Origin of the sequence: Limnomicrobium aquaticum (genome assembly GCF_040545545.1) — a bacterium.
GTDB classification, from domain to species: domain Bacteria; phylum Pseudomonadota; class Alphaproteobacteria; order Rhizobiales; family Rhizobiaceae; genus Ensifer_A; species Ensifer_A aquaticum.
This window is the reverse complement of record NZ_JBEPMB010000009.1, coordinates 103261-123024: the sequence shown is the minus strand read 5'-3', so window position 1 is coordinate 123024 and position 19764 is coordinate 103261. Positions and strand designations below refer to the sequence as shown.

Sequence of the window (19764 nt, the reverse complement as noted above, 5' to 3'; positions counted from 1 at the left end):
CTCTCAGAGGCCATGGGCGGCGCGGATCATGTCGGCGGCTTTTTCCGCAATCATGATGGTGGGCGCATTCGTGTTGGAAGAGACCAGCGTCGGCATGATCGAGGCATCAACGACCCGCAAGCGCTCGATCCCGTTGAAGCGCAATTGCGGATCGACGACGGCGGCGGGATCGGCCCCCATGCGGCAGGTGCCGGCAGGGTGGTGGTCGGTCTTGGCGTGGCGGCAGGCATAGTCGAAATAATCCTGCTCGGTCCGCACCTCGGGACCCGGCAGGCGCTCGGCCTTCACATAGGGCTTCAGCGCATCCTGCCGCATGATCTCCTGCGCGAGCTTCAACCCGCGAATGGACATTTCGCGGTCATAAGGGTCGGCCCAATAGTTCGGGTCGATCAGCGGAGCAGCCAGCGGATCGGAGGAGGCGAGCCGCACCGTGCCGCGCGAGCGCGGGCGCAGATAGGCGGAATTGAGCGTTACGCCGCCATTTTCCATCGCCGCAACGCCCGCCTCGATGCCCGAGCCGAGCCCGAGATGGAACTGGATATCCGGCGAGCGCGCTTCCCGGTCGGCATACCAGAAGCCGCCCGTCTCGAAGAGGCTCGAGGCGACCGGGCCTTTTTTCTGGAGCAGATATTGCAGGCCGGCCAGCACCGACAGATGCGGCTTGGCATAGCGGTCATAGGTATGCGGGCCGGTGCATACGGCAATGACGAAAAGATCGACATGGTCCTGCAGGTTCGAGCCAACGCCCGGCTGATCGAAGACCACCGGAAGCCCAAGACCGCGCAAATGATCGGCCGGACCAATTCCGGAGAGCATCAGCAGACGCGGACTGCCGATGGCGCCCGAGGATAGGATGACTTCGACATCGGCGCGGATCGTCCCCTCGCCCGCCACCTCGACGCCGACGGCCTTGCCATTTTCGACGAGCACGCGCAGGATCTGCGCGCCGGTCTTGATGGTCAGGTTCGGCCGGCTGCGGGCCGGGTTGAGATAGGCGACCGAAGCGGAGGAGCGGCGGACGTTGCGCTGCGTCAGCTGATAGTAACCGACGCCGTCCTGCTTCTCGCCGGTCATGTCGTGATTAGTCGGGATGCCTAGCTGGCCGGCGGCCTTGAAATAGGCCTCGCAGATCGGCAGCGGGGCGGCTGGCTTGCTGACGCCGAGCGGACCGCCCTTGCCATGATAGCGGTTGTCATAGGTATCGTTGTCTTCCGCCTTGCGGAAATAGGGCAGCACGTCCTCGTAGGACCAGCCCTCGCAGCCCATCTGCCGCCAGTCGTCATAGTCGAGCGCATTACCGCGCGTGTAGATCTGCGCATTGATGGTCGAGCCGCCGCCCAGAACCTTCGCCTGGGTGTAGCGGATGACCATGTTGTTCATGTGCTTCTGCGGTACGCTGTGCCAGCCCCAGCTGCCGATGCCCTTCGTCATTTTCGCGAAGCCCGCCGGCATGTGGTAGAACGGATGCCAGTCGCGCCCGCCGGCCTCCAGCAGCAGCACGCGCGCCTTCGGGTTTTCGGAGAGCCGCGCCGCCAGCACCGAGCCGGCCGACCCGCCGCCGCAGATGATGAAATCGTAAGACGTCTGCATTCTCGAGAACTCCTGCAAGCAATTCCAGCGAAAGTGGGAACCGGTTTCGCGTCCGGAATTGCGTAAAAAATCTAAAGTCTCGGCAGCGAGAGGCCGCCGTCGACGGGGATCACCGCACCCGTCGCGAAACTGAATTGCCCGGTGGCGAGCGGCACCACCGCCGCGCCGATATCGCCCGGCTGCCCCCAGCGCGCGACCGGCACCAGCCCGCCCTCGATCCGCGCGGTATATTTGTCCTTCACGCCCGCCGTCATGCCGGTCTCGATAATGCCGGGGCGAAGCTCGAAGACGCCGATACCAGCCGGAGCCATCCGCACCGCGAAAAGCTGCGCCATCATCGAGGCCGCCGATTTCGACATGCAATATTCCGCCCGCTCGATGGAGATCATCTCGGCGCTGACGGAGGTGACAAAGAGCATCGAGCGATAGTGTTCGCTGACGGTCGCCAGCATATGCCGCGCCGCAGCCTGTGCGAGGAAGAAGGCCCCGCGCAGGTTGATGTCGAAGACGAAATCGAAGCTTTCCGGCGCCATGTCCAGCATGTCGCCGCGCACTTTTGCCGGCACGCCCGCATTGGACACGAACGTATCGATTGGCCCCATGGCGCGCACGACATCGGCGATGCAGGCTTCCGCGTGGGCGACGTCGCGCAGGTCATGCTGGAAATAGCGTGCCTCGCCGCCAAGTGCAGCCAATGCCTCACCCACGACCTCTGCCTCCGGCGCGACTTCCGCCACCAGCGCGACGCGGAAGCCAGCGGCGACCAGCGCCTTGGCAATACCGAAACCGATGCCCTGCTGGCCGCCGGTGATGAGTGCTAGCGGGCTCATGCTGCGGCCTCCGTCTCCAGGATGTGTTTCGCCATGCGGAGCGACAGGGCCGCAATCGTCAGCGCCGGATTCACCGCCGCCGAGGTCGGCAACACGGAGGCGTCGGCGATGAAGAGGTTGCGATGGTCGTGGCTGCGGCCGAAGGAATTGACGACGCTCGAAGCCGGGTCGCTGCCCATCCGCGCCGTGCCGCATTGATGCGACGGGGTGCGACGGTCGAAGGGGCGCGACAGGACGACCGGGTAGCCGGCCTTGCGCAACAGCGCCTTCAGCTTCTCGACCAGCTGCAGATGCGCCTCCCAGTTGGAGCGCTTCCAGTCGAGCACGATTTGCCCATTGCGCAGCGTCACCCGGCTTTGCGGGTTCGGCAGGTCTTCCGACATGGCGTAGAGATCGACCGCGCGCGCCGCGATCCAGTCGGCCAGCGGCCCCGGCAGCGGCGAGTTGGCCTTGAGGATCGTGCCGGTGATCTTGCCGAGAAGCTGGATATTGCCCAGCGGTTCGCCGTTCGGCCCGCCGGTCAAATAGAAGTCGTTGACCATCAGGGTCTTCTGATAGACCGAATTGTTCCTGCGGAACGGATGCAGCGCCAGCACGGCAGAGCAATTGTGGTTCATGAAATTGCGGCCGACCTGATCGGAGCTGTTGGCAAGCCCATTCGGGTGGCGCTCATTGGCCGAGGCGAGCAGGATCGAGGCCGAGCGTACCGCGCCGGCGGCCAGCACGATCACCGGTGCTTCGAGAACCTGCCGGCTTCCCGCTTCCAGAACCTCGACGCCTGTAATGCGCCCGTCCGCCCCGGCGATCAGCCGCGTCACTTCGCAACCGGTCTTCAGCGTCACGTTCGGATGCTTCAAGGCCTCTTCCAGCGCAATCGTCTCGGCATCCATCTTGCCGCCGCAGGTGTTGGGATAGGCGTCCCAGGTCGTCTGGCCGGCTTTTAGCCAGCGCTCCAGATCGACGCCCAGCGGCAGCGAGGCCGGATGCAGGCCGACGCGCTTCAGGCGCTGACGCAGGTCGGCAATCGGCGCCTCGTCGGGGAGCGGCGCATGCGGATAGGTGCCGGAATGGTGCGGCTCGGTCGGGTCCTCGCCGATCTGGCCGCGCACGCGATAGAGCGTTTCGGCCTGCTGGTAGAAGGGTTCGATCTCGTCATAGGCCAGCGGCCAGCCGGGCGTCGTGCCGCCGATGTGGCGCAGCGGACTGAAGTCCTCCCTGCGGTAGCGGATAAGCACTGCGCCGTAGAATTTCGAATTGCCGCCGACATTGTAATAATTGCCCGGATTGAACGGCTTGCCCTCGCCGTCAAGCCATTCCTCCCTGGGGCGGAAATGGCCTCGGGCGAAAATCGAAGCCGCATCCCGATCGGCGGGAGAGGGTTGCAGCCGCTCGCCCTTTTCGAGGATCAGGATGCGGCGCCGGGAGGAAGCCGAGGAAGAGGCAAGCGCTGCGGCCAGTGTCGCACCCCCCATTCCGGAACCGATGATGATGATGTCGTGGTCGCTCACGGCTTGATCCGTTCCTCGGATGCGGGATCGAAGGCAACCGCCTTGTCCATGTTGACGGCAAAGTCGAAGCGCTGGCCGGCGCGGATATCGGTGTCGGCGCGCATGCGCGCAATCACGTCCTTGCCGGAGAGCGACATGGTGACGAACGTATCGGAGCCCGCCGGTTCGGTCACGATGACATCGTTGACGAGCGGCACGATATTGTTGGACTTGCGGTCCGCCCCTTCGGGATCGGTGATCGCCTCCGGGCGGATGCCGAGCAGGATATTTTTTCCATCCCAGGCGGTGAGGTTCTGCTGGCTGAAGCGCAGATGCTGCGCCGCGCCCTTGGCGTCCTTCACCTCGGCGTAAGGCATGCCGTCCTTCACGACGACCTTCGCGGAGATGACGTTCATTGCCGGGCTGCCCATGAAGGTGGCGACGAAGACATTGGCGGGCGTGTCGTAGATTTCCTTCGGCGTGCCGAGCTGCTGGATGTAGCCCTTGTACATGACGGCGATGCGGGTCGAGAGCGTCATCGCCTCGATCTGATCGTGCGTGACGTAGACGATGGTCGTCTTCAGCTTCTCGTGCAGCTTCTTGATCTCGGTGCGCATGTCGACGCGCAGCTTCGCATCAAGGTTCGACAGCGGCTCGTCGAAGAGGAAGACATCCGGGTCGCGCACCAGCGCCCGGCCCATGGCGACGCGCTGGCGCTGGCCTCCGGAAAGCTGTCCGGGCTTGCGGTCGAGCAGATGGTCGATCTGCAGGAGCTTGGCGACGTCGCTCAACGACTTGTCCCGCTCCGGCTTCGGCACCCCATGCATTTCCAGCCCGAAGGTGATGTTCTGCGCCACCGTCATGTTGGGATAGAGCGCATAGCTCTGGAACACCATGGCGATGTTGCGCTTGGACGGATGCACGCCATTGATGACGCGGCCCTTGATCGAAATATCACCCGACGAAATGCCCTCCAAGCCGGCGATCATGCCCAGCAGCGTGGACTTGCCGCAGCCGGACGGGCCGACGAGAACGAGGAATTCGCCTTCCTCGATGGAGATGTCCACGCGATGCAGTACTTCCAGCTTGCCGTAGGACTTGGTGACGTTTGCGATGTCGAGAAAGCCCATGATCTTATCCTTTGACAGAGCCCGCCATCAGGCCGCGCACAAAATAGCGCCCGGCGACGATGTAGACGAAGAGAGTGGGAAGGGCGGCGATGATCGCGCCCGCGAAATGGACGTTATATTCCTTCACGCCCGTGGAGGACTGGACGAGGTTGTTCAGCGCCGCCGTCATCGGCTGGCTGGTGCCGCCGAAGGAGACGCCGAACAGGAAGTCGTTCCAGATATTGGTGAACTGCCAGATGACGGAAACAACGGTGATCGGCCCGGAAATCGGCAGGAGAATGCGCCAGAAGATGCGGAAGAAGCCCGCGCCGTCGATCTGCGCCGCCCGCACCAGTTCAGTGGGGAACGTGGCGTAGTAATTGCGATAATAGAGCGTCGTGAAGCCGATGCCGTAGACGACATGGACAAGCACAAGGCCCGGCACGGTCCCGGCAAGCCCCAGCTTGCCGAGAACCATGGCCATCGGGATCAGCACGATCTGGAACGGAATGAAGCAGGAAAACAGCATCAGGCCGAAGACAATCGTGTCGAAGCGGAAGCGCCACTTGGTCAGCACATAGCCGTTCAGCGCTCCGATCACGGTCGAGATCGCCACGGCCGGCACGACCATGAGGATGGAATTGAGGAAGTAAGGCTCAAGACCCGTGGGCGAAACGCCGATCTGCGCGGTGGACCAGGCGGATTTCCAGGCCTCCAGCGTCCAGGTCCGCGGCAGCGCCATCATGTTGCCGCCGGTAACTTCGGACAAGGGTTTCAGCGAGTTCACCACCATCACATAGAGCGGCAGCAGGTAGAACAGTGCGAAGAGCAACAGGAGCAGATAGATGAAGGTGCGGGCGATCCGGCCGGTATTGACGGCGGTATCCTGGCTGACGGCGGACATTATGACTTCTCCTTCAGCTCGGCATAGAGATAGGGAACCATGATGGCGGCAATCGTCATCAGCATGATCACGGCGGAGGCCGCCCCGATGCCCATCTGGTTGCGGGTGAATGTGTAGGAATACATGAAGGTCGCCGGCATTTCGGTTGCGCGTCCCGGCCCACCGCCCGTCAGCGCGATCACCAGGTCATAGGACTTGATCGCCAGATGGCTGAGGATGACGAAGGACGACAGGAAAGCCGGGCGCAGCATGGGAATGACGATGCGGCGATAGAGCTGGAAGCTCGATGCGCCGTCAATCTGCGCCGCCTTCAGAATCTCGTTGTCGATGCCGCGGAGACCCGCGAGAAACATGGCCATGACGAAGCCGCTGGTCTGCCAGACGGCCGCGATCACGATCGTGTAGATCGCCATGTTGTTGTCCTTGATCCAGGTGAAGGAAAAGCTCTCCCAGCCCCAGAGGTGCATGACATGTTCAAGCCCGATGCCCGGATCGAGGAACCATTTCCACGCCGTGCCCGTGACGATGAAGGAGAGCGCCATCGGGTAGAGATAGATCGGCCGAAGCACGCCTTCGCCGCGGATCTTCTGGTCGAGAAAGATCGCCAGCATCAGCCCGAGCACGGTGCAGATGACGATATAGAGGCTGGCGAAAATGCCGATATTGACGATGGCGATGTGCCAGTTTTCCAGCGCCCAGAGCTTGCGGTAATTCTCCCAGCCAATGAGCGTGTAGTTCGGCAGCATCTTGGAGCCGGTGAACGACAGGAAGACGGTGAAGAGAATGAAGCCGTAGACGAAAAGCAGCGTCACGGCGAAGGACGGCGCCAGCACGATCTTGGGCAGCCAGTCCTGTATGCGCGTGCGAAGATCGGCCTCTGCTGAGCTGGCCATGTCGGGTCTCCCATGAAATGTCGTTTTGCCGGCGAGAGCCGGAGGTCTCCGAGCAAAAAGGACGGAGATGGAGGGCGGCGGAGTGCCGCCCTCTCCTCTTGTCAAAGCCTTACTTGGCGGCGGCGACAGCGTCGGCCAGGGCCTTTGCGGCTTCTTTGCCGGTCTTGAAGCCGCCGTTGAAGGACTTGGTCACGACGTCATAGACGGCGCTCTTCACCGAAGCCGGCGCGGCATGACCATGTGCCATCGAGCCGAACAGCGTGCCCTTCGAGCTGGCTTCGGCCAGATCCTTGATGCCCTTCTTGCCGCAATCGTCAAAGGCGGTATCCGGCACGTCCGTGCGGGCCGGAACCGAGCCCTTGACCACGTTGAAGGCAGACTGGAACTTCGGGCTTTCGATGGACGAGGCCATTTCCGTCTGCGCCTTGATCTTGTCGTCGCCCTTCACGTTGAACATCGCGAACTGGTCGGAGTTGAAGGTGACCGCGCCTTGCGTGCCGGGGAAGCGGATGCAGACGAAGTCCGTGCCCGGCTTCTGGCCGGCCTTGAGGAATTCGCCCTTGGCCCAGTCGCCCATGATCTGCATGCCGGCCTTGCCGTTGATGACCATGGCAGAGGCAAGGTTCCAGTCGCGGCCGGAGAAGTTGTCGTCCGCATAGGTGCGCAGCTTCATCAGGCGCGTGAAGGCCTCCGCCATCTTGTCGCCGCCAAGCGTCGCCGGGTCGAGATCGATGAAGGCCTTCTTGTAGAAATCGGTGCCTTCGGAGAGCACGACGCCGTCGAAGATCGTGGCTTCCTGCCAGGGCTGACCGCCATGGGCGAGCGGCGTGATGCCATTGGCCTTCATCTTGTCGAGAACGGCAATCAGCTGATCCCAGTTTTCAGGCGCCTTCAGGCCGGTCTTGTCGAGCGCGGCCTTGCTGATCCAGATCCAGTTGGTCGAATGCACGTTGACCGGGGCTGCGATCCAGTGGCCGTCATATTTGGAAAACTTCTGAAGTGCTGCCGGCACGACCTTGTCCCAGCCCTCCTTGGAGGCGACCGCATCGAGATTGCCGAGAGCGCCCTGCTGCGCCCAGTCGAGAATGTCGAAACCGAGCATCTGCACGGCGGTCGGCGGATTGCCGGCCGTGACGCGGGCGCGCAGAGCGGTCATGGCCGCTTCGCCACCGCCGCCGGCCACCGGCATGTCGACCCAGCCGATGCCCTTGGCCTTCAGGTCTTCCTTCAGAACATTGAGTGCTGCCGCCTCGCCGCCGGACGTCCACCAGTGCAGGACTTCGACATCGGTTGCGTGGGAAAGCGTGGTGGTGGCTGCGAGCACGGCCGCGGTGGCCAGTGCCGTCTTGATGAAGCTACGCATGTACTCCTCCTTGATTGGTGCGTTGCGTGACTTGATGCGTCCTGAAAGTGTCCGTCAGCTCCTCACCCAGTTCGGCCGTGTCCGGCCGACCCGCATGACGACGGTTTTGACTTCCAGGAATTCGTCGAGGCCGTAGGGTCCGATTTCGCGGCCCTGGCCGCTTTGCTTGAACCCGCCGAAGGTGAGCTCGGGAAAACCGTCCATCCAGGTATTGGTCCAGACGGTTCCGGCCTGCACACGGCGGGAAAATTCGAGGCAGGTATGGACATTCTCGCTCCAGACGCCGGCCGAGAGGCCATAGGATGCGTCATTGACGAGATCGATGGCCTCTTCGAGCGTGCGGAACGTCAGCACCGAGAGAACCGGGCCGAAGACTTCCTCGCGGGCAATCGGCATGTCGGGCGTCACGCCGGTAACCACCGTCGGCTGGTAGAAGCGGCCGGGCAGTTCGGCAATCGGCAGCGTCGCGCCGCCGAGCTGAACCTTGGCGCCTGCGGCCACTGCGGCACGCACATAGCCGTCGATCTTGTCCTGATGCGCCGACGAGATGATGGCACCGACCTGCGTTGCCGGATTGAGCGGATCGCCGAAAGCGACCTTTTTCGAGAGCGCAACGACGCGGGCGACGAAAGCCTCGGCAATGTCCTCATGGACGATGATGCGGCTGCCGGAATTGCAGCATTCGCCGGCATTGAAATAGACGCCGAAGGTCACCGCATCGGCGGCGGAGTCGAGATCGGCATCGGGGAAAATCGCTTGAGGGTTCTTGCCGCCCAGTTCCAGCGCCACCTTCTTCAGCGTGCCGGAAGCGGCCGCCATGATCGCCTTGCCCACCGCCGTCGAGCCGGTAAAGGTCACCATGTCGACCTCACCATGCTCCGCCATGACCTGCCCAACCGGTTGACCGAAGCCGAGGACGATATTGACGACACCCGCCGGGAGACCCGCCTCGACGAGAAGATCGGCGAGCATGACGGTCGTGGAAGGCGTCATTTCGGACGGCTTGGCGACGCAGGTGCAGCCGGCGGCGAGCGCGAAGGGGAGCTTCTGGCTCAAGATCCAGAAGGGGAAGTTCCACGGCGTGATGATCGAGACGACGCCGATCGGCTCCTTGAGCACGACGCCGAGCATATCCTGCCCGAGCGAATTGTGGCTGTCGCCATGCAGCGTGCGGGCGAGCGACGCGGCATAGCGCCAGAGATCGGCGGCGCCCGAAACTTCGCCGCGCGCCTGGGTGATCGGCTTGCCGCTTTCCAGGGTTTCGAGGATCGCCATGCGCTCCGCATTGGCCTCGATCAGGTCGGCCACCTTGAGCAACACGGTCGCGCGTTCCTTGCCCGAAATGCGGCTCCAGATGCCGGCGTCGAAGGCCTTGCGGGCGGCGGCAATGGCGCGCTCCGCGTCGGCGCGGCCGCCCTTGGCCGAGCGACTGACGACGACGCCATGCGAGGGCGAGACGCGCTCGAATGTTTCGCCCTCCGCGCTGTCGCACCATGCGCCATCGATGAAGTGGCGGCCTTCGAACGGCGCCTGCGGCAGCGCGATATCGGCGGTGGTGATGAGAGTCAGGTCATTCATGGTCATTGTCCGGAAAATGTGGGTTTGCGCTTTTCCCTGAAGGCGGCAACGCCTTCATTGCGGTCGTCGCTGGCGGAAATGGCGGCACTGCCCAGCGCTTCGATCATCGCGCCGGCATCTTCGCCTTGCGCGGCATGGATCATGGATTTGGCGATCTCGACGGCGCGGGGCGAAAGCTCGGTGACGCGGGCGGCCATTGTTTCGGCGAGCCCACGCACATCCTCGCCCACCTCGGCCGCGAAGCCGAATTGCAGCGCCCGCTCGGCACTGACCCGGCGGCCGAACAGCGCCATTTCCTTCAGCACCGGTTCAGGCAGCAGCCGCGCCAGCCGCTGCGTGCCCGACCAGCCCGGCACGATGCCGACAGCCGCCTCGGGCAGCGCAATCGTCGCCCGCGGCGTCATCACCCGGATGTCGCAGGCAGCGGCCAGTTCCAGCCCACCGCCAAAGGCGTGGCCTTTGAGCACGGCAATCGTCGGCTTCGCAAGCCGCGCCAGCCGGTCGAAAATGCGGTGGCCGCCGCGCACCCAGTGGCGCGCGAATTCGGCGGGCGTCAGGTCTCCCCAGCCATTGATATCCGCGCCCGAGCAGAAGGCCTTCTCGCCCTCGGCGGTGATGAGCACGCAGGCGATCTGCGTGTCGCGCTCGATGGTGTCGAGATGGGCGGCGAGCCGCGCCAGCATGTCGACGGTGAAAGCATTGAGCTTGGCCGGATTGTCGAGGCGGATTTCCGCGATGCGGCCGCGAATGTTAAGATGCACGTCGCTCATGGCGTCCACCCCATCGGCTGGGTGCCAAAGAGGCTGGCCGGCATGGTCGTGGCGTTTTCAGCGACGCGAACGCGGCCCTGCGAGGCGCCGACGATATCGGCCTGAGCATCGATGCCCGGCATGATCTCGGTCGCGACCAGTCCGCCCTCGCCCAGCCGCATCACGCAGCGCTCGGTGATATAGAGCACATCCTGCCCCTGCGCCCGCGCGCGGTTGCCGGAGAAGGTGACATGCTCGACGCGCTCAACCATCTTGGTGAACTTGCCGGGCCTGGCGACGCGGATGCCGTTGTCGCTCAGCGCAATCTCCGCGCCCGCCTCGAACCAGCCTGAGAAGACGATCTTCTTCGCATGGGCCGTGATATCGACAAACCCGCCGCAGCCGGCTGTCAGATACGGCTTCTTCCCGAGCTTGGAGACATTCACATTGCCTTCGACGTCGACCTCGAGGAAGGAGAGGAAGGAGACGTCGAAGCCGGCGCCCTGGAAGTAGATGAACTGCTGCGGCGACGGCACATAGGCGTCCGCATTGGAGGCGCAGCCGAAGGCGAAATCGGTGAGCGGCATGCCGCCCACGGCCCCCTGTTCGATCGCCCAGGTCACGGCGTCCGGATGGCCCTCTTCCAGCAGAATGCGCGGCACCTGCGCGCTGATGCCGAAGCCGAGATTGGCCGTCATGCCGCCCTTCAGTTCCATCGCCGCACGGCGGGCGATGACCTTCTCGACGCCATGCTCGGCCAGCTTGAAGCTCGACCAAGGCCGCATGATCTGGCCGGAAATCGCCGGATCATAGGGTGTCTCGCAAGTCTGTTTCTGGTGTGGATCGACAACGACGAGATCGACGAGATGGCCGGGCACGCGCACGTCATGCGGCCGCAGGCTCCCGGCCGCCGTCGTGCGGCTGACCTGCGCGATGACGAGGCCGCCATGGTTGCGAACGGTGATCGCCTGTTCGAGCCCGCCAAGATAGGCACCCTCATGTTCATAGGTGAGATTGCCGCGCTCATCCGCCGTGGTGGCGCGCAGGATGCAAACATTGGGCACGATATTAGGGAAATGAAGCCATGTCTCACCGCCGAATTCGACGCGCGAGACGATGGGCTGGGCCGCCCCCTTCGCATTCATCGCGCAGCCTTCGCGGATCGGATCGACGAAGGTTTCGAGACCGACGCGGGTCAGCACGCCGGGACGGCGGGCGGCGGCCTCGCGATGCATGTCGAACATCACGCCGGAGGGCACGTTGTAGGCGGCGACACGATCCTCGACGATCATCTTCCAGATTTCCGGCATCGGCAGGTTCGACGGGCCGGAGGGATAGGAGCCGGCGAGCACGCGCGTCAGCAGCCCGTCCTTGGCGATATGGTCCATGCCCTTGACGCCATACATGTCGCCGGCGGCAATCGGATGCAGCGTCGTCAACCCGCGCGGATGACCTTCGGCGTCGAAACGCTCGCCCAGCGCCTTCAGCACGAGATCGGGACAGCCGAGTGCGGAAGACGAGGAGACGGTGACCACCGCACCATCTTGAATGCGCGCAACCGCTTCTGCAGCGCTGACGACCTTGCTCACTTCATGCCTCCATAATTGATTGTCACGCGCGTGCCCGCTTCGGCGGCCTCGCGCACGGCAGCAGCCACGGCCAGCGACTTGACGCCATCGATGCCGGTTGCAGCGGGCGAACCCTCGCCCCGCACGGCCGCCTCGAATTCCGCGACGCCGGTGATGTAGAGATCATGCGCATCGAAGGGGATCGCATGGCGGTCGGCCGTATCGACCAGTTCGATCTCGCCGACCGGCTTCTGGGTCATCACGCCGCGCGCGAAGATCGAGCCTTGCGTGCCATGGACTTCCAGACCGCTGCCGGCGAAAGGATGGGTGAAGCTCTCGTGGCTCATCACCATGGCGCCGGAGGGCATGGCCCAGACGGACATGGCGGAATCTTCGACGCCCTGCCCCATGCCGGAACTGGTTGCCTGCGCGACGACCGAAACCGGGTCCTCGTCCAGCAGGAAGCGCACCACATCGGCATCGTGCACGGTGATATCGGGAATGACCCCGCCGCCTTCCGCCGCCGAGTTGATGCGCCAGCCCTGCAGGTTCTCCGGCAGGTGCACTGCATGGAACACGCGAACCGACAGAACCTTGCCGACGCGCCCCTCGCGGATCAGAGCGCGGACGGCGCGATGACTGCCGGAGCAGCGAAGGTGATGGTTCGTCGCGAAGGTCACGCCCGCCTCGTCGGCCGCGCGCACCATGGCGGCGGCATCGGGAACGGTCATCGCCAGCGGCTTTTCGCAGAGCACATGCTTGCCGGCGGCAATCGCAGCAAGAGCCTGCTTAAGATGCTTCTCGTTCGTGGTTGAAATATAGACGGCGTCGATGGCCGGATCGGCCAGCGCCTCGTTCAGGTCGGTGCCGAAGGCAGGAATGCCATGCTCACGGGCATAGGCCTCGGCACGATCGCGGGAGCCGCTGACGACGCGGGCCACTTCGCTGCCGGCTTGAGCGCGGATCGCCCGGATCATGTGTTGAGACGCGATCGTGCTCGCGCCCACCAGGGCCCAGCGCATGCTTTCCTCCCGAAATGCTTCTTATTTGGATCGTTCCAATATGGATATGGAACGATCCAAATAGAGTCAAGCGGAAATTTTCAGGTGTCGACGGACGTGCAGAGGCGGAGTGATGGCGGGCCAGTGGAGCCGTGGAGGCTGCGGCTTGCCAGCGCAGAGATGGAGCGGCTTTATCTGGCCGGTTTCACGGCGGTAATCTCGACCTCGACCTTGAACTCCGGCCGGGTGAAGCCGGTGACGATCAACAGGGTGGAGACCGGCCTTGGCTCCAGGGTGTAGCGATCCCGCACGGCCATATAGGGTGCGAAATCCTCCCGGCGGGTGACGAAGCCGGCGATGCGGATGACGTCGGCGAAGCTCATGCCGGCCTCTTCCAGAATTGCACCAACGGCCTCGAAGCAGATCACCGCCTGTTCCTCGATACTATCGGGAATGGTTTCGTCCGGCCGGATGCCCAATTGCCCGGAGGTGACGAGAAGCTCTCCCTGAGAGGGCAGAACGAGCCCGTGATTGTAGTGTCCGAAGGGCTTGCGCACGGTTGCCGGGTTGAGAACTCGCTTCATCGCCTTCGCCTCAGAATGTCGAGAATTCGTGCTTCACCTTCTCAAGGAAGCGCTTGCGGGTCTCTTCCGTCGCCCGGTTCATGTCGTAATGGGCGAGAAAGCGAACCTTCGCGAGCGGGTCGATCTGCGCGCGGATCACGCGCTTGACAATCTTCTTCGGCGGATTGCCGGCGACAAAGGCGCGGAAGGGATCGGCCCCATAGGTCAGCACCGCGCCCAGCTTCTTGATATGGCGCAGCGTCGACCGAACCTTGCCATCCACCAGCTCGAAGGTGACGCCCGGCAGCCAGACCCGGTCGAAATAGCCCTTCAGCATGGCGGGAAAGCCGAAATTCCAGACCGGCGTGCAGATGACCAGTGCTTCCGCCTTTTTCAGGCGCTCCACATAGCCGGAGACCAGCGCCGTATTGTCGGGATAGGTGTGGTAGATCAGCCTGTCGTGGCGCGACAGGACCGGATCGAAGCCTTCGGCATAGAGATCGCAGTCGTCGACTTCATGGCCGGCGGCCTTGAGGCTTTCCACCGTTTGGGCATGAAGGGCGGCCCCGAAACTGTCTTCGACCGGATGCGAAAAGAGAACGAGAACGCGCATTCACGCCTCCATGAAGGCGGCAAGGCCCTGAAAGAGGTAGTTCTTGCCCGCCTTGAAGTCGAAATCCGGATTGTCCCAGGCGATCATCTTGCCCGGATTGAGCAGGCCCTTGGGGTCCGTTTCCTTCTTGAATGCGAGCTGGACTGTATCCGTCTGCTTCATGCCGCCCTCTTCGAGCGTGTAGCGATGCGGATTGAAGATCGGGCAGCCGAGGTCCTCGTGAATGCGAATGATCTCCTCCAGCCGCTCGGCCGTCGTGTAGCGCACCATGGGCAGACCCGAGCACTGGATTGTGCCGTCGAATCGCATGAATTCCAGATGGCCGATCACCTCGCCGTGGAAGGTCTCGACGGTCTTGCGGACCTTGGCCACATGGTCCGGCGCCGGATACTGGACCTGAAGATAGGTGATGCTGGGGTCGATCTTCAGCGCCCTGAGCGTCGTGTGGTTCCAGGCGAGTTCATAGGCATGCGGGATGCCCTTCATGCTTTCCACCTTGTCGGAGCGGAAGCGGATATCACCCTTGTAGCGCGAAACCAGCGCCTCGAACGGCCCCATGGAATGCGGCGCGGCCATGATCACGACGACCGACTGCCCCTCCTTCAGATAGGGCTTGTGGCGGGTGAAATAATCGAAGGGTGCGGGCGCCGCGATGGGCGCGATTTCCTTCACCAGAAGCCCGTTGGAATGCGCCAGCGCGTCGGCAAAACCAACCGCATCCATGAAATCGTCATAGCCGACGATCACATCGACCCAGTCATAGGCGGGCGCCAGCGGCATCTCGACTTCCGTGATGATGCCATTGGTGCCATAGGCATGGCTGACCTTCTGCAGGTCCCAGCCCGTGAGGTCGAGAATGCGCGGTTCGGCCTCCATGGTGATGACGCGCAGGCGCAGAATATTGCCGAGATCGCGCAAGCCCCCCCAGGTGATCGAACCCACGCCGCCCGAGCCACCGGCGATGAAGCCGCCGATCGTCGCGGTCTGCGCGGTGGAGGGATGGAACCGCAGTTCCTGACCGGAATGCGCCTTCGTCTGCTTGTCGAGTTCGGAAATGATCACGCCGGTTTCGGCAATGACGCGGCCGGGCAGGATCTGCTTGACCTTGTTCATGTTCGCCATGTTGAGGATGATGCCGCCCGAAAGCGGCATGGCCTGCCCGTAATTGCCCGTGCCGCCGCCGCGCGGCGTGATCGGCGCGCCATGCGCATAGGCCACTTTCAGCGTGCGGATGACCTCTTCTTCCGTCACCGGCGACACGACGAGGTCCGCCGTCACATTGTCGAGCTGGCTCTTGAGGATCGGCGAATACCAGTAGAAGTCCCGGCTCTTCTGCTTCACCAGTGCCGGATGGTCCTCGACCGCAATCCCCTCGAGGTCCTTCTTGATCAGTGCGTAATCTACCATGGTCATGCTCCGTGTAGGGTATCGAGTTCGGCATAGTCGGGAATGACGCGCTCGATAACGCGACCGGCCCGGATGATGGTGCGATCCGATTGGGGGCGGGACAGGAATTCGCTCCAGCGTCTGGCTTTGAAGACGATGAGATCGGCTAACGCGCCGATGGCGATGCGGCTTTTGTCTTTCCGGCCGAGAATGCCGGCAGGTGTTGTCGTCACCACTGACGCCGCATCGGTCAGTGGATGATCGAGATGCAGGATGCGCACGGCCTCGCGGAAAACCTCCGCCGGGTCGAGATCGCCATAGGCATAGAACGGGTCGCGCGTATTGTCGGAGGAAACGGCAGCGCGAACGCCCGCCGCGCGCAGTTCGTTGAACAGCGTGACGCCGCGCCAGCGCGGCGTGACACCCGCCTGCCGGTCCTGGAGATACATGTTGCACATGGGAAGCGACACGACGGCCAGATTGGCTCTGGCGACGAGATCCACGGTGCGCTTGGCCGTCTCCTCGTCCTGCCGCGCCAGCGAGCAGCAATGGCCGACGGTGACGGTGCCTTCGAAGCGATTGCGGATCACGGCTTTAGCAATTGAGGCCAGCGTCAGAACTTCGCGGTCGGCGGTCTCGTCAACGTGGAGATCGACGTCGACGCCGATGTCAGTGGCCGTCTGGAGCAGTTTGTCGAGTTCCTGATCCAGTGTCGGCCCGACCTGCGTCAACCCGCCAAGCAGGCCGCCGGTCTCCTGGATCACGCGCACGAGATCGCGGAAGAAGGCCTCATCCGCCATGGCATAAAGCGGAAACAGCGCAGCCGCCTGCAGGTCGATCCTGCCTTTCCAGCGTTCGCGCATGTCCTTGAAAACGGGAAAGGAAATGCGGTGCTGCGGGTCGAGCGAATCGATATGCGTGCGGATCAGCGATGTGCCGTGGGCGTAGGCTGAGCGCAGCGAGAAATCCATGCGCGTGGCGACGTCATCGGCCGACCAGTTCGCCTCGCGATCGGCGCGGACGGCATCGAGCGCGCCGGGAAAGCTGCCGTCCGGATTGGGGTTGCGCTCCCAGATATGACCCTTGTCGAGATGGGTATGCATGTCGGTGAACGAGGGCCAGACCATCCGCCCGCCCAGCGCCACGGCAGGCAGATCAGCGCTCGCAGCACCCGCCGGCAGGATCTCCGCAATGGTGCCGTCGCGCACCACGATGTCGGCAGCGGCAAGACCTTCCCTCGCCCCCGGCAGCGCCGCATCCGTTGCGGCGAGCGGCACGGTCGCGCCGGCGAGGACATAGGCGGTTGATGAGGGCAATTGCAGATCCGATGTCACGTCTCAGTTCTCCCGCTTGAGGTTGCTCTCGTGCCAGCGATGCAGCGCCAGCCAGGAGATGAAGGAGGTGGCCGCAAAGATCGCCACGCCCAGCGCCGAGAGCATCAGGAGGGCCGCGAAGAGGCGGGGAATGTTCATGCGGAACTGCGATTCCAGCAGGCGGAAGGCAAGGCCGGACGAGGCGCCCGCCGAGCCTGCCGCAAATTCCGCCACCACGGCCGCAATCAGCGCCAGCCCGCCGCCAATGCGAAGCCCGGTCATGAAATAGGGCTGGGCGGCGGGGATCTTGAGATAAATCAGCGTCTGCCAGCGCGACGCGCCGTAAAGATCGAAGAGGTTCAGCAGATTGTGATCGACGCTCTTCAGGCCCTGCACCATGTTGGAGAGGATCGGGAAGAAGGCGACCAGAAAGGCGCAGATCAGCAGCGCCACCTGCGTGGTCGGCGCATAGATGAGAATGAGCGGCGAGATCGCCACGATCGGCGTGACCTGCAGGATGACGGCAACGGGGTAAAAAGCGATTTCGATCCAGCGCGACTGCACCAGAAAGATCGCAAAACCGACGCCGCCGATGAGCGCCAGCGCCAGCGACATCAGCGTGATTTTCGTCGTGACGAGAAGCGCCGGGAAGAGAAGGCTCCAGTCGCCTATGAGGGCGCTGACCACTGCGCCGGGACTGGGCAGGATATAGGGCGGGACCCCGGACCAGACCACGCCGAAATGCCAGATCACAACCAGCAGGGCGACCATGGCAAGCGGCACGGCGATGCGCAGCGCGATCTCCTTGCGGCGTTCGGCGGCGGCGGTGTCGAACTGAGGAACAGCGTTCGTCATCAATGGCCCTCCGGGGCATCGCCCATGGCTTCCAGCAGCATGGCGGAGACCTTTTCGCAGGCCTGCCGGTAATCTTCCGAGCTGCGGTAGAGCGCATCGCGCTCGCTGGCCGTCACCAGCGGGAAATCCGCGTGAACGCGGCCGGGGCGCGCCTTCATCACCACGATGCGGTTGGAGAGATAAGCGGATTCGAAGACCGAATGGGTGACGAAGATCACCGTGATGCCGGTCCTGCGCCACAAATCGAGGACATCGTCGTTGAGCTTCTGCCTCGTGATCTCGTCGAGTGCGGCAAAGGGCTCGTCCATCAGGAGGAGGCGCGGCTTGGTCACCATGGCGCGGGCGATGGAAACGCGCATCTTCATGCCGCCGGAAAGCTCGCGCGGATAGGCCTTGGCAAAATCGCCAAGACCGACGGCGGTGAGCGCTTCCATGATCGGCGCCTCTGCCGCCTTCTTCGTGACGCCGCGCAGGCGAAGCGGCAGATAAACATTGCCGAACACCGTCTGCCAGGGCATCAGCGTCGGCTCCTGGAAGACGAAGCTGATATCGCCCTCCGGCAGGCCCCTGGAGTTGATCCGCGAACTCGGCCAGTCGATTGATCCGCTGGTGACGCCGCCAAGCCCGGCGATGATGCGCAGCGCCGTGGACTTGCCGCAGCCGGAGGGGCCAAGGAGGCTTAAGAACTCGCCACCGCGCACGGTCAGCGACATGTCCTGAAGCGCAAGCGTTCCGTTGGAAAAGACCTTGGACACATGGTCCATCGCCACGAGTGGGCGGGTATGGGGCGTTGTCATAACGGAACTATCGGCCGCCTGAGCGTTCATGCCATCAACTCTATGCGTGATCCGGGTGCTCCGTTCCCGAGCGGGCGGGAACGGAGATTTCGCTTGTGGTCTGTTACTTCTTCAGAGCCATGCCGACGCCTTTGCAGACGAACTGCGTGGTGAAGGCCTTCTTGTAGTCCATCCCGGCGTCGAAGAGCTTGATCTTGACCATTTCGTCGAAGAAGGCCTTGTACTTCTCATCCGTCATGCAGCCGATGCCCTTCGTCAGAGCCTCGCCGGATTCCAGAATGCCGTGCTCCTTCATCTGGGCGATGGAGAAGGCGATCTGCTCATCCGTCATTTCCGGATTCTCTTTCTTGATCAGATCGTTGGCAGCCTTGTTGTCGCCGTAGAGATAGTTGTACCAGCCTTCGATCGAGGCATCCACAAAGCGCTGGATGAGATCCGGATTGGACTTGATCAGGTCCGCCTTGACGGTGACCGTGGTCGAATAGGGGCTGAAACCGTTGTCGGCAAGCAGGAAGACCTTCGGCTTCCAGCCGGCCTGCTTCTCCACCGCGAAGGGTTCAGACGTCAGATAACCCTGCTGCGCGGACTTTTTGTCGGCGATGAAAGGGCCGGGGTTGAAGTTATAGGGCTTGTACTGCTCGTCCTTGAAACCCTTGAAGTTGACCTTCATCCATTCGAAATAGGTGAGATACCCGTCCTTGCCCATGAAGATGGCGCCCAGCTTGGCCAGATCCTCGAACTTGTCGATCCCCTGGTCGGGATGGGCCATCAGGACCTGCGGGTCCTTCTGGAACATGGCGGCGACATCGACCAGCGGGATGCCCTGCTTGACGGCGTTGAGTTCGCCCATCTCGCCGCCCATGTAGAATTCGATCTTGCCCGAAATCAGAAGCGCGCTGTTGGCGGCGTTCGGGCCACCCTGAACGATGGTCACGTCGAGCCCGTGCTTCTTGTAGGTGCCGTCAGCGACAGCCTGATAATAGCCGCCATGTTCTGCCTCGGCGAGCCAGTTGGTGCCGAAGGAGACCTTGTCGAGCGCGTGCGCCGGGAGCGCCGCCGCGAAGCAAAGCGCGGCTGAAGCGGCGATGGATTTGAAAGTGTGCGACATCAAGACTGTTCCCTGCTTTATCTGGAAGGCGCTTTTTGCGCTGCAGCAGGATAGTGC

Annotated in this window: 18 protein-coding genes; all 18 read right to left on the bottom strand. The window is 63.2% G+C overall.

Features of this window, described 5'->3' with window-relative positions:
- Positions 1–3: 3 nt before the first annotated feature.
- The 18 genes from ABID16_RS20715 to ABID16_RS20630 all read right to left on the bottom strand — a co-directional run bounded on the left by ABID16_RS20715 (position 4) and on the right by ABID16_RS20630 (position 19707).
- Positions 4–1590, bottom strand: a complete 1587-nt coding sequence (locus tag ABID16_RS20715) for a GMC family oxidoreductase (RefSeq protein WP_354558274.1) — start codon at positions 1588–1590, stop codon at positions 4–6.
- A gap of 71 nt (positions 1591–1661) precedes the next feature.
- Positions 1662–2420, bottom strand: coding sequence for a 3-ketoacyl-ACP reductase (locus tag ABID16_RS20710; protein ID WP_354558273.1), 759 nt, complete (start codon positions 2418–2420; stop codon positions 1662–1664).
- The gene (locus ABID16_RS20705; RefSeq protein WP_354558272.1) at positions 2417–3928 is read right to left on the bottom strand and encodes an FAD-dependent oxidoreductase; all 1512 of its coding nucleotides are present in this window, start codon (positions 3926–3928) and stop codon (positions 2417–2419) included. Before ABID16_RS20705 ends, ABID16_RS20710 begins: the two co-directional genes overlap by 4 nt.
- Positions 3925–5037, bottom strand: a complete 1113-nt coding sequence (locus ABID16_RS20700) for an ABC transporter ATP-binding protein (RefSeq protein WP_354558271.1) — start codon at positions 5035–5037, stop codon at positions 3925–3927. The genes ABID16_RS20705 and ABID16_RS20700 overlap by 4 nt, the downstream gene beginning before the upstream one ends.
- 4 nt (positions 5038–5041) lie before the next feature.
- A complete protein-coding gene (locus tag ABID16_RS20695; protein ID WP_354558270.1) occupies positions 5042–5920 on the bottom strand; it encodes a carbohydrate ABC transporter permease in 879 nt (292 codons plus the stop codon).
- Positions 5920–6813 (bottom strand): carbohydrate ABC transporter permease, encoded by an 894-nt coding sequence (locus ABID16_RS20690; RefSeq protein WP_354558269.1) that lies wholly within the window; start codon positions 6811–6813, stop codon positions 5920–5922. The genes ABID16_RS20695 and ABID16_RS20690 overlap by 1 nt, the downstream gene beginning before the upstream one ends.
- 109 nt (positions 6814–6922) lie before the next feature.
- Positions 6923–8176 carry an ABC transporter substrate-binding protein gene (locus ABID16_RS20685; RefSeq protein ID WP_354558268.1) on the bottom strand — a complete coding sequence of 418 codons (1254 nt, stop codon included), beginning with the start codon at positions 8174–8176 and terminating at the stop codon, positions 6923–6925.
- A 54-nt stretch (positions 8177–8230) separates the two neighbouring features.
- The gene (locus ABID16_RS20680; RefSeq protein WP_354558267.1) at positions 8231–9754 is read right to left on the bottom strand and encodes an aldehyde dehydrogenase family protein; all 1524 of its coding nucleotides are present in this window, start codon (positions 9752–9754) and stop codon (positions 8231–8233) included.
- A gap of 2 nt (positions 9755–9756) precedes the next feature.
- The gene (locus ABID16_RS20675) at positions 9757–10524 is read right to left on the bottom strand and encodes an enoyl-CoA hydratase/isomerase family protein (RefSeq protein ID WP_354558266.1); all 768 of its coding nucleotides are present in this window, start codon (positions 10522–10524) and stop codon (positions 9757–9759) included.
- A complete protein-coding gene (locus tag ABID16_RS20670; RefSeq protein WP_354558265.1) occupies positions 10521–12092 on the bottom strand; it encodes an acyl CoA:acetate/3-ketoacid CoA transferase in 1572 nt (523 codons plus the stop codon). The genes ABID16_RS20675 and ABID16_RS20670 overlap by 4 nt, the downstream gene beginning before the upstream one ends.
- Positions 12089–13093 carry a Gfo/Idh/MocA family protein gene (locus ABID16_RS20665; RefSeq protein WP_354558264.1) on the bottom strand — a complete coding sequence of 335 codons (1005 nt, stop codon included), beginning with the start codon at positions 13091–13093 and terminating at the stop codon, positions 12089–12091. The genes ABID16_RS20670 and ABID16_RS20665 overlap by 4 nt, the downstream gene beginning before the upstream one ends.
- 170 nt (positions 13094–13263) lie before the next feature.
- A complete protein-coding gene (locus tag ABID16_RS20660) occupies positions 13264–13656 on the bottom strand; it encodes a RidA family protein (protein ID WP_354558263.1) in 393 nt (130 codons plus the stop codon).
- A 10-nt stretch (positions 13657–13666) separates the two neighbouring features.
- Entirely contained in the window at positions 13667–14248 is a 582-nt protein-coding gene (locus ABID16_RS20655) for an NAD(P)H-dependent oxidoreductase (protein WP_354558262.1), read from the bottom strand.
- Positions 14249–15655, bottom strand: a complete 1407-nt coding sequence (locus ABID16_RS20650; RefSeq protein WP_354558261.1) for an FAD-binding oxidoreductase — start codon at positions 15653–15655, stop codon at positions 14249–14251.
- 2 nt (positions 15656–15657) lie between these two features.
- The gene (locus ABID16_RS20645; protein WP_354558260.1) at positions 15658–16968 is read right to left on the bottom strand and encodes a cytosine deaminase; all 1311 of its coding nucleotides are present in this window, start codon (positions 16966–16968) and stop codon (positions 15658–15660) included.
- 3 nt (positions 16969–16971) lie between these two features.
- Positions 16972–17802 carry an ABC transporter permease gene (locus tag ABID16_RS20640; protein ID WP_354558259.1) on the bottom strand — a complete coding sequence of 277 codons (831 nt, stop codon included), beginning with the start codon at positions 17800–17802 and terminating at the stop codon, positions 16972–16974.
- Complete coding sequence (locus ABID16_RS20635) at positions 17802–18629, bottom strand: ABC transporter ATP-binding protein (RefSeq protein ID WP_354558258.1); 828 nt, start codon at positions 18627–18629, stop codon at positions 17802–17804. The genes ABID16_RS20640 and ABID16_RS20635 overlap by 1 nt, the downstream gene beginning before the upstream one ends.
- A gap of 73 nt (positions 18630–18702) precedes the next feature.
- Positions 18703–19707 carry an ABC transporter substrate-binding protein gene (locus ABID16_RS20630; protein ID WP_354558257.1) on the bottom strand — a complete coding sequence of 335 codons (1005 nt, stop codon included), beginning with the start codon at positions 19705–19707 and terminating at the stop codon, positions 18703–18705.
- Positions 19708–19764: the final 57 nt, after the last annotated feature.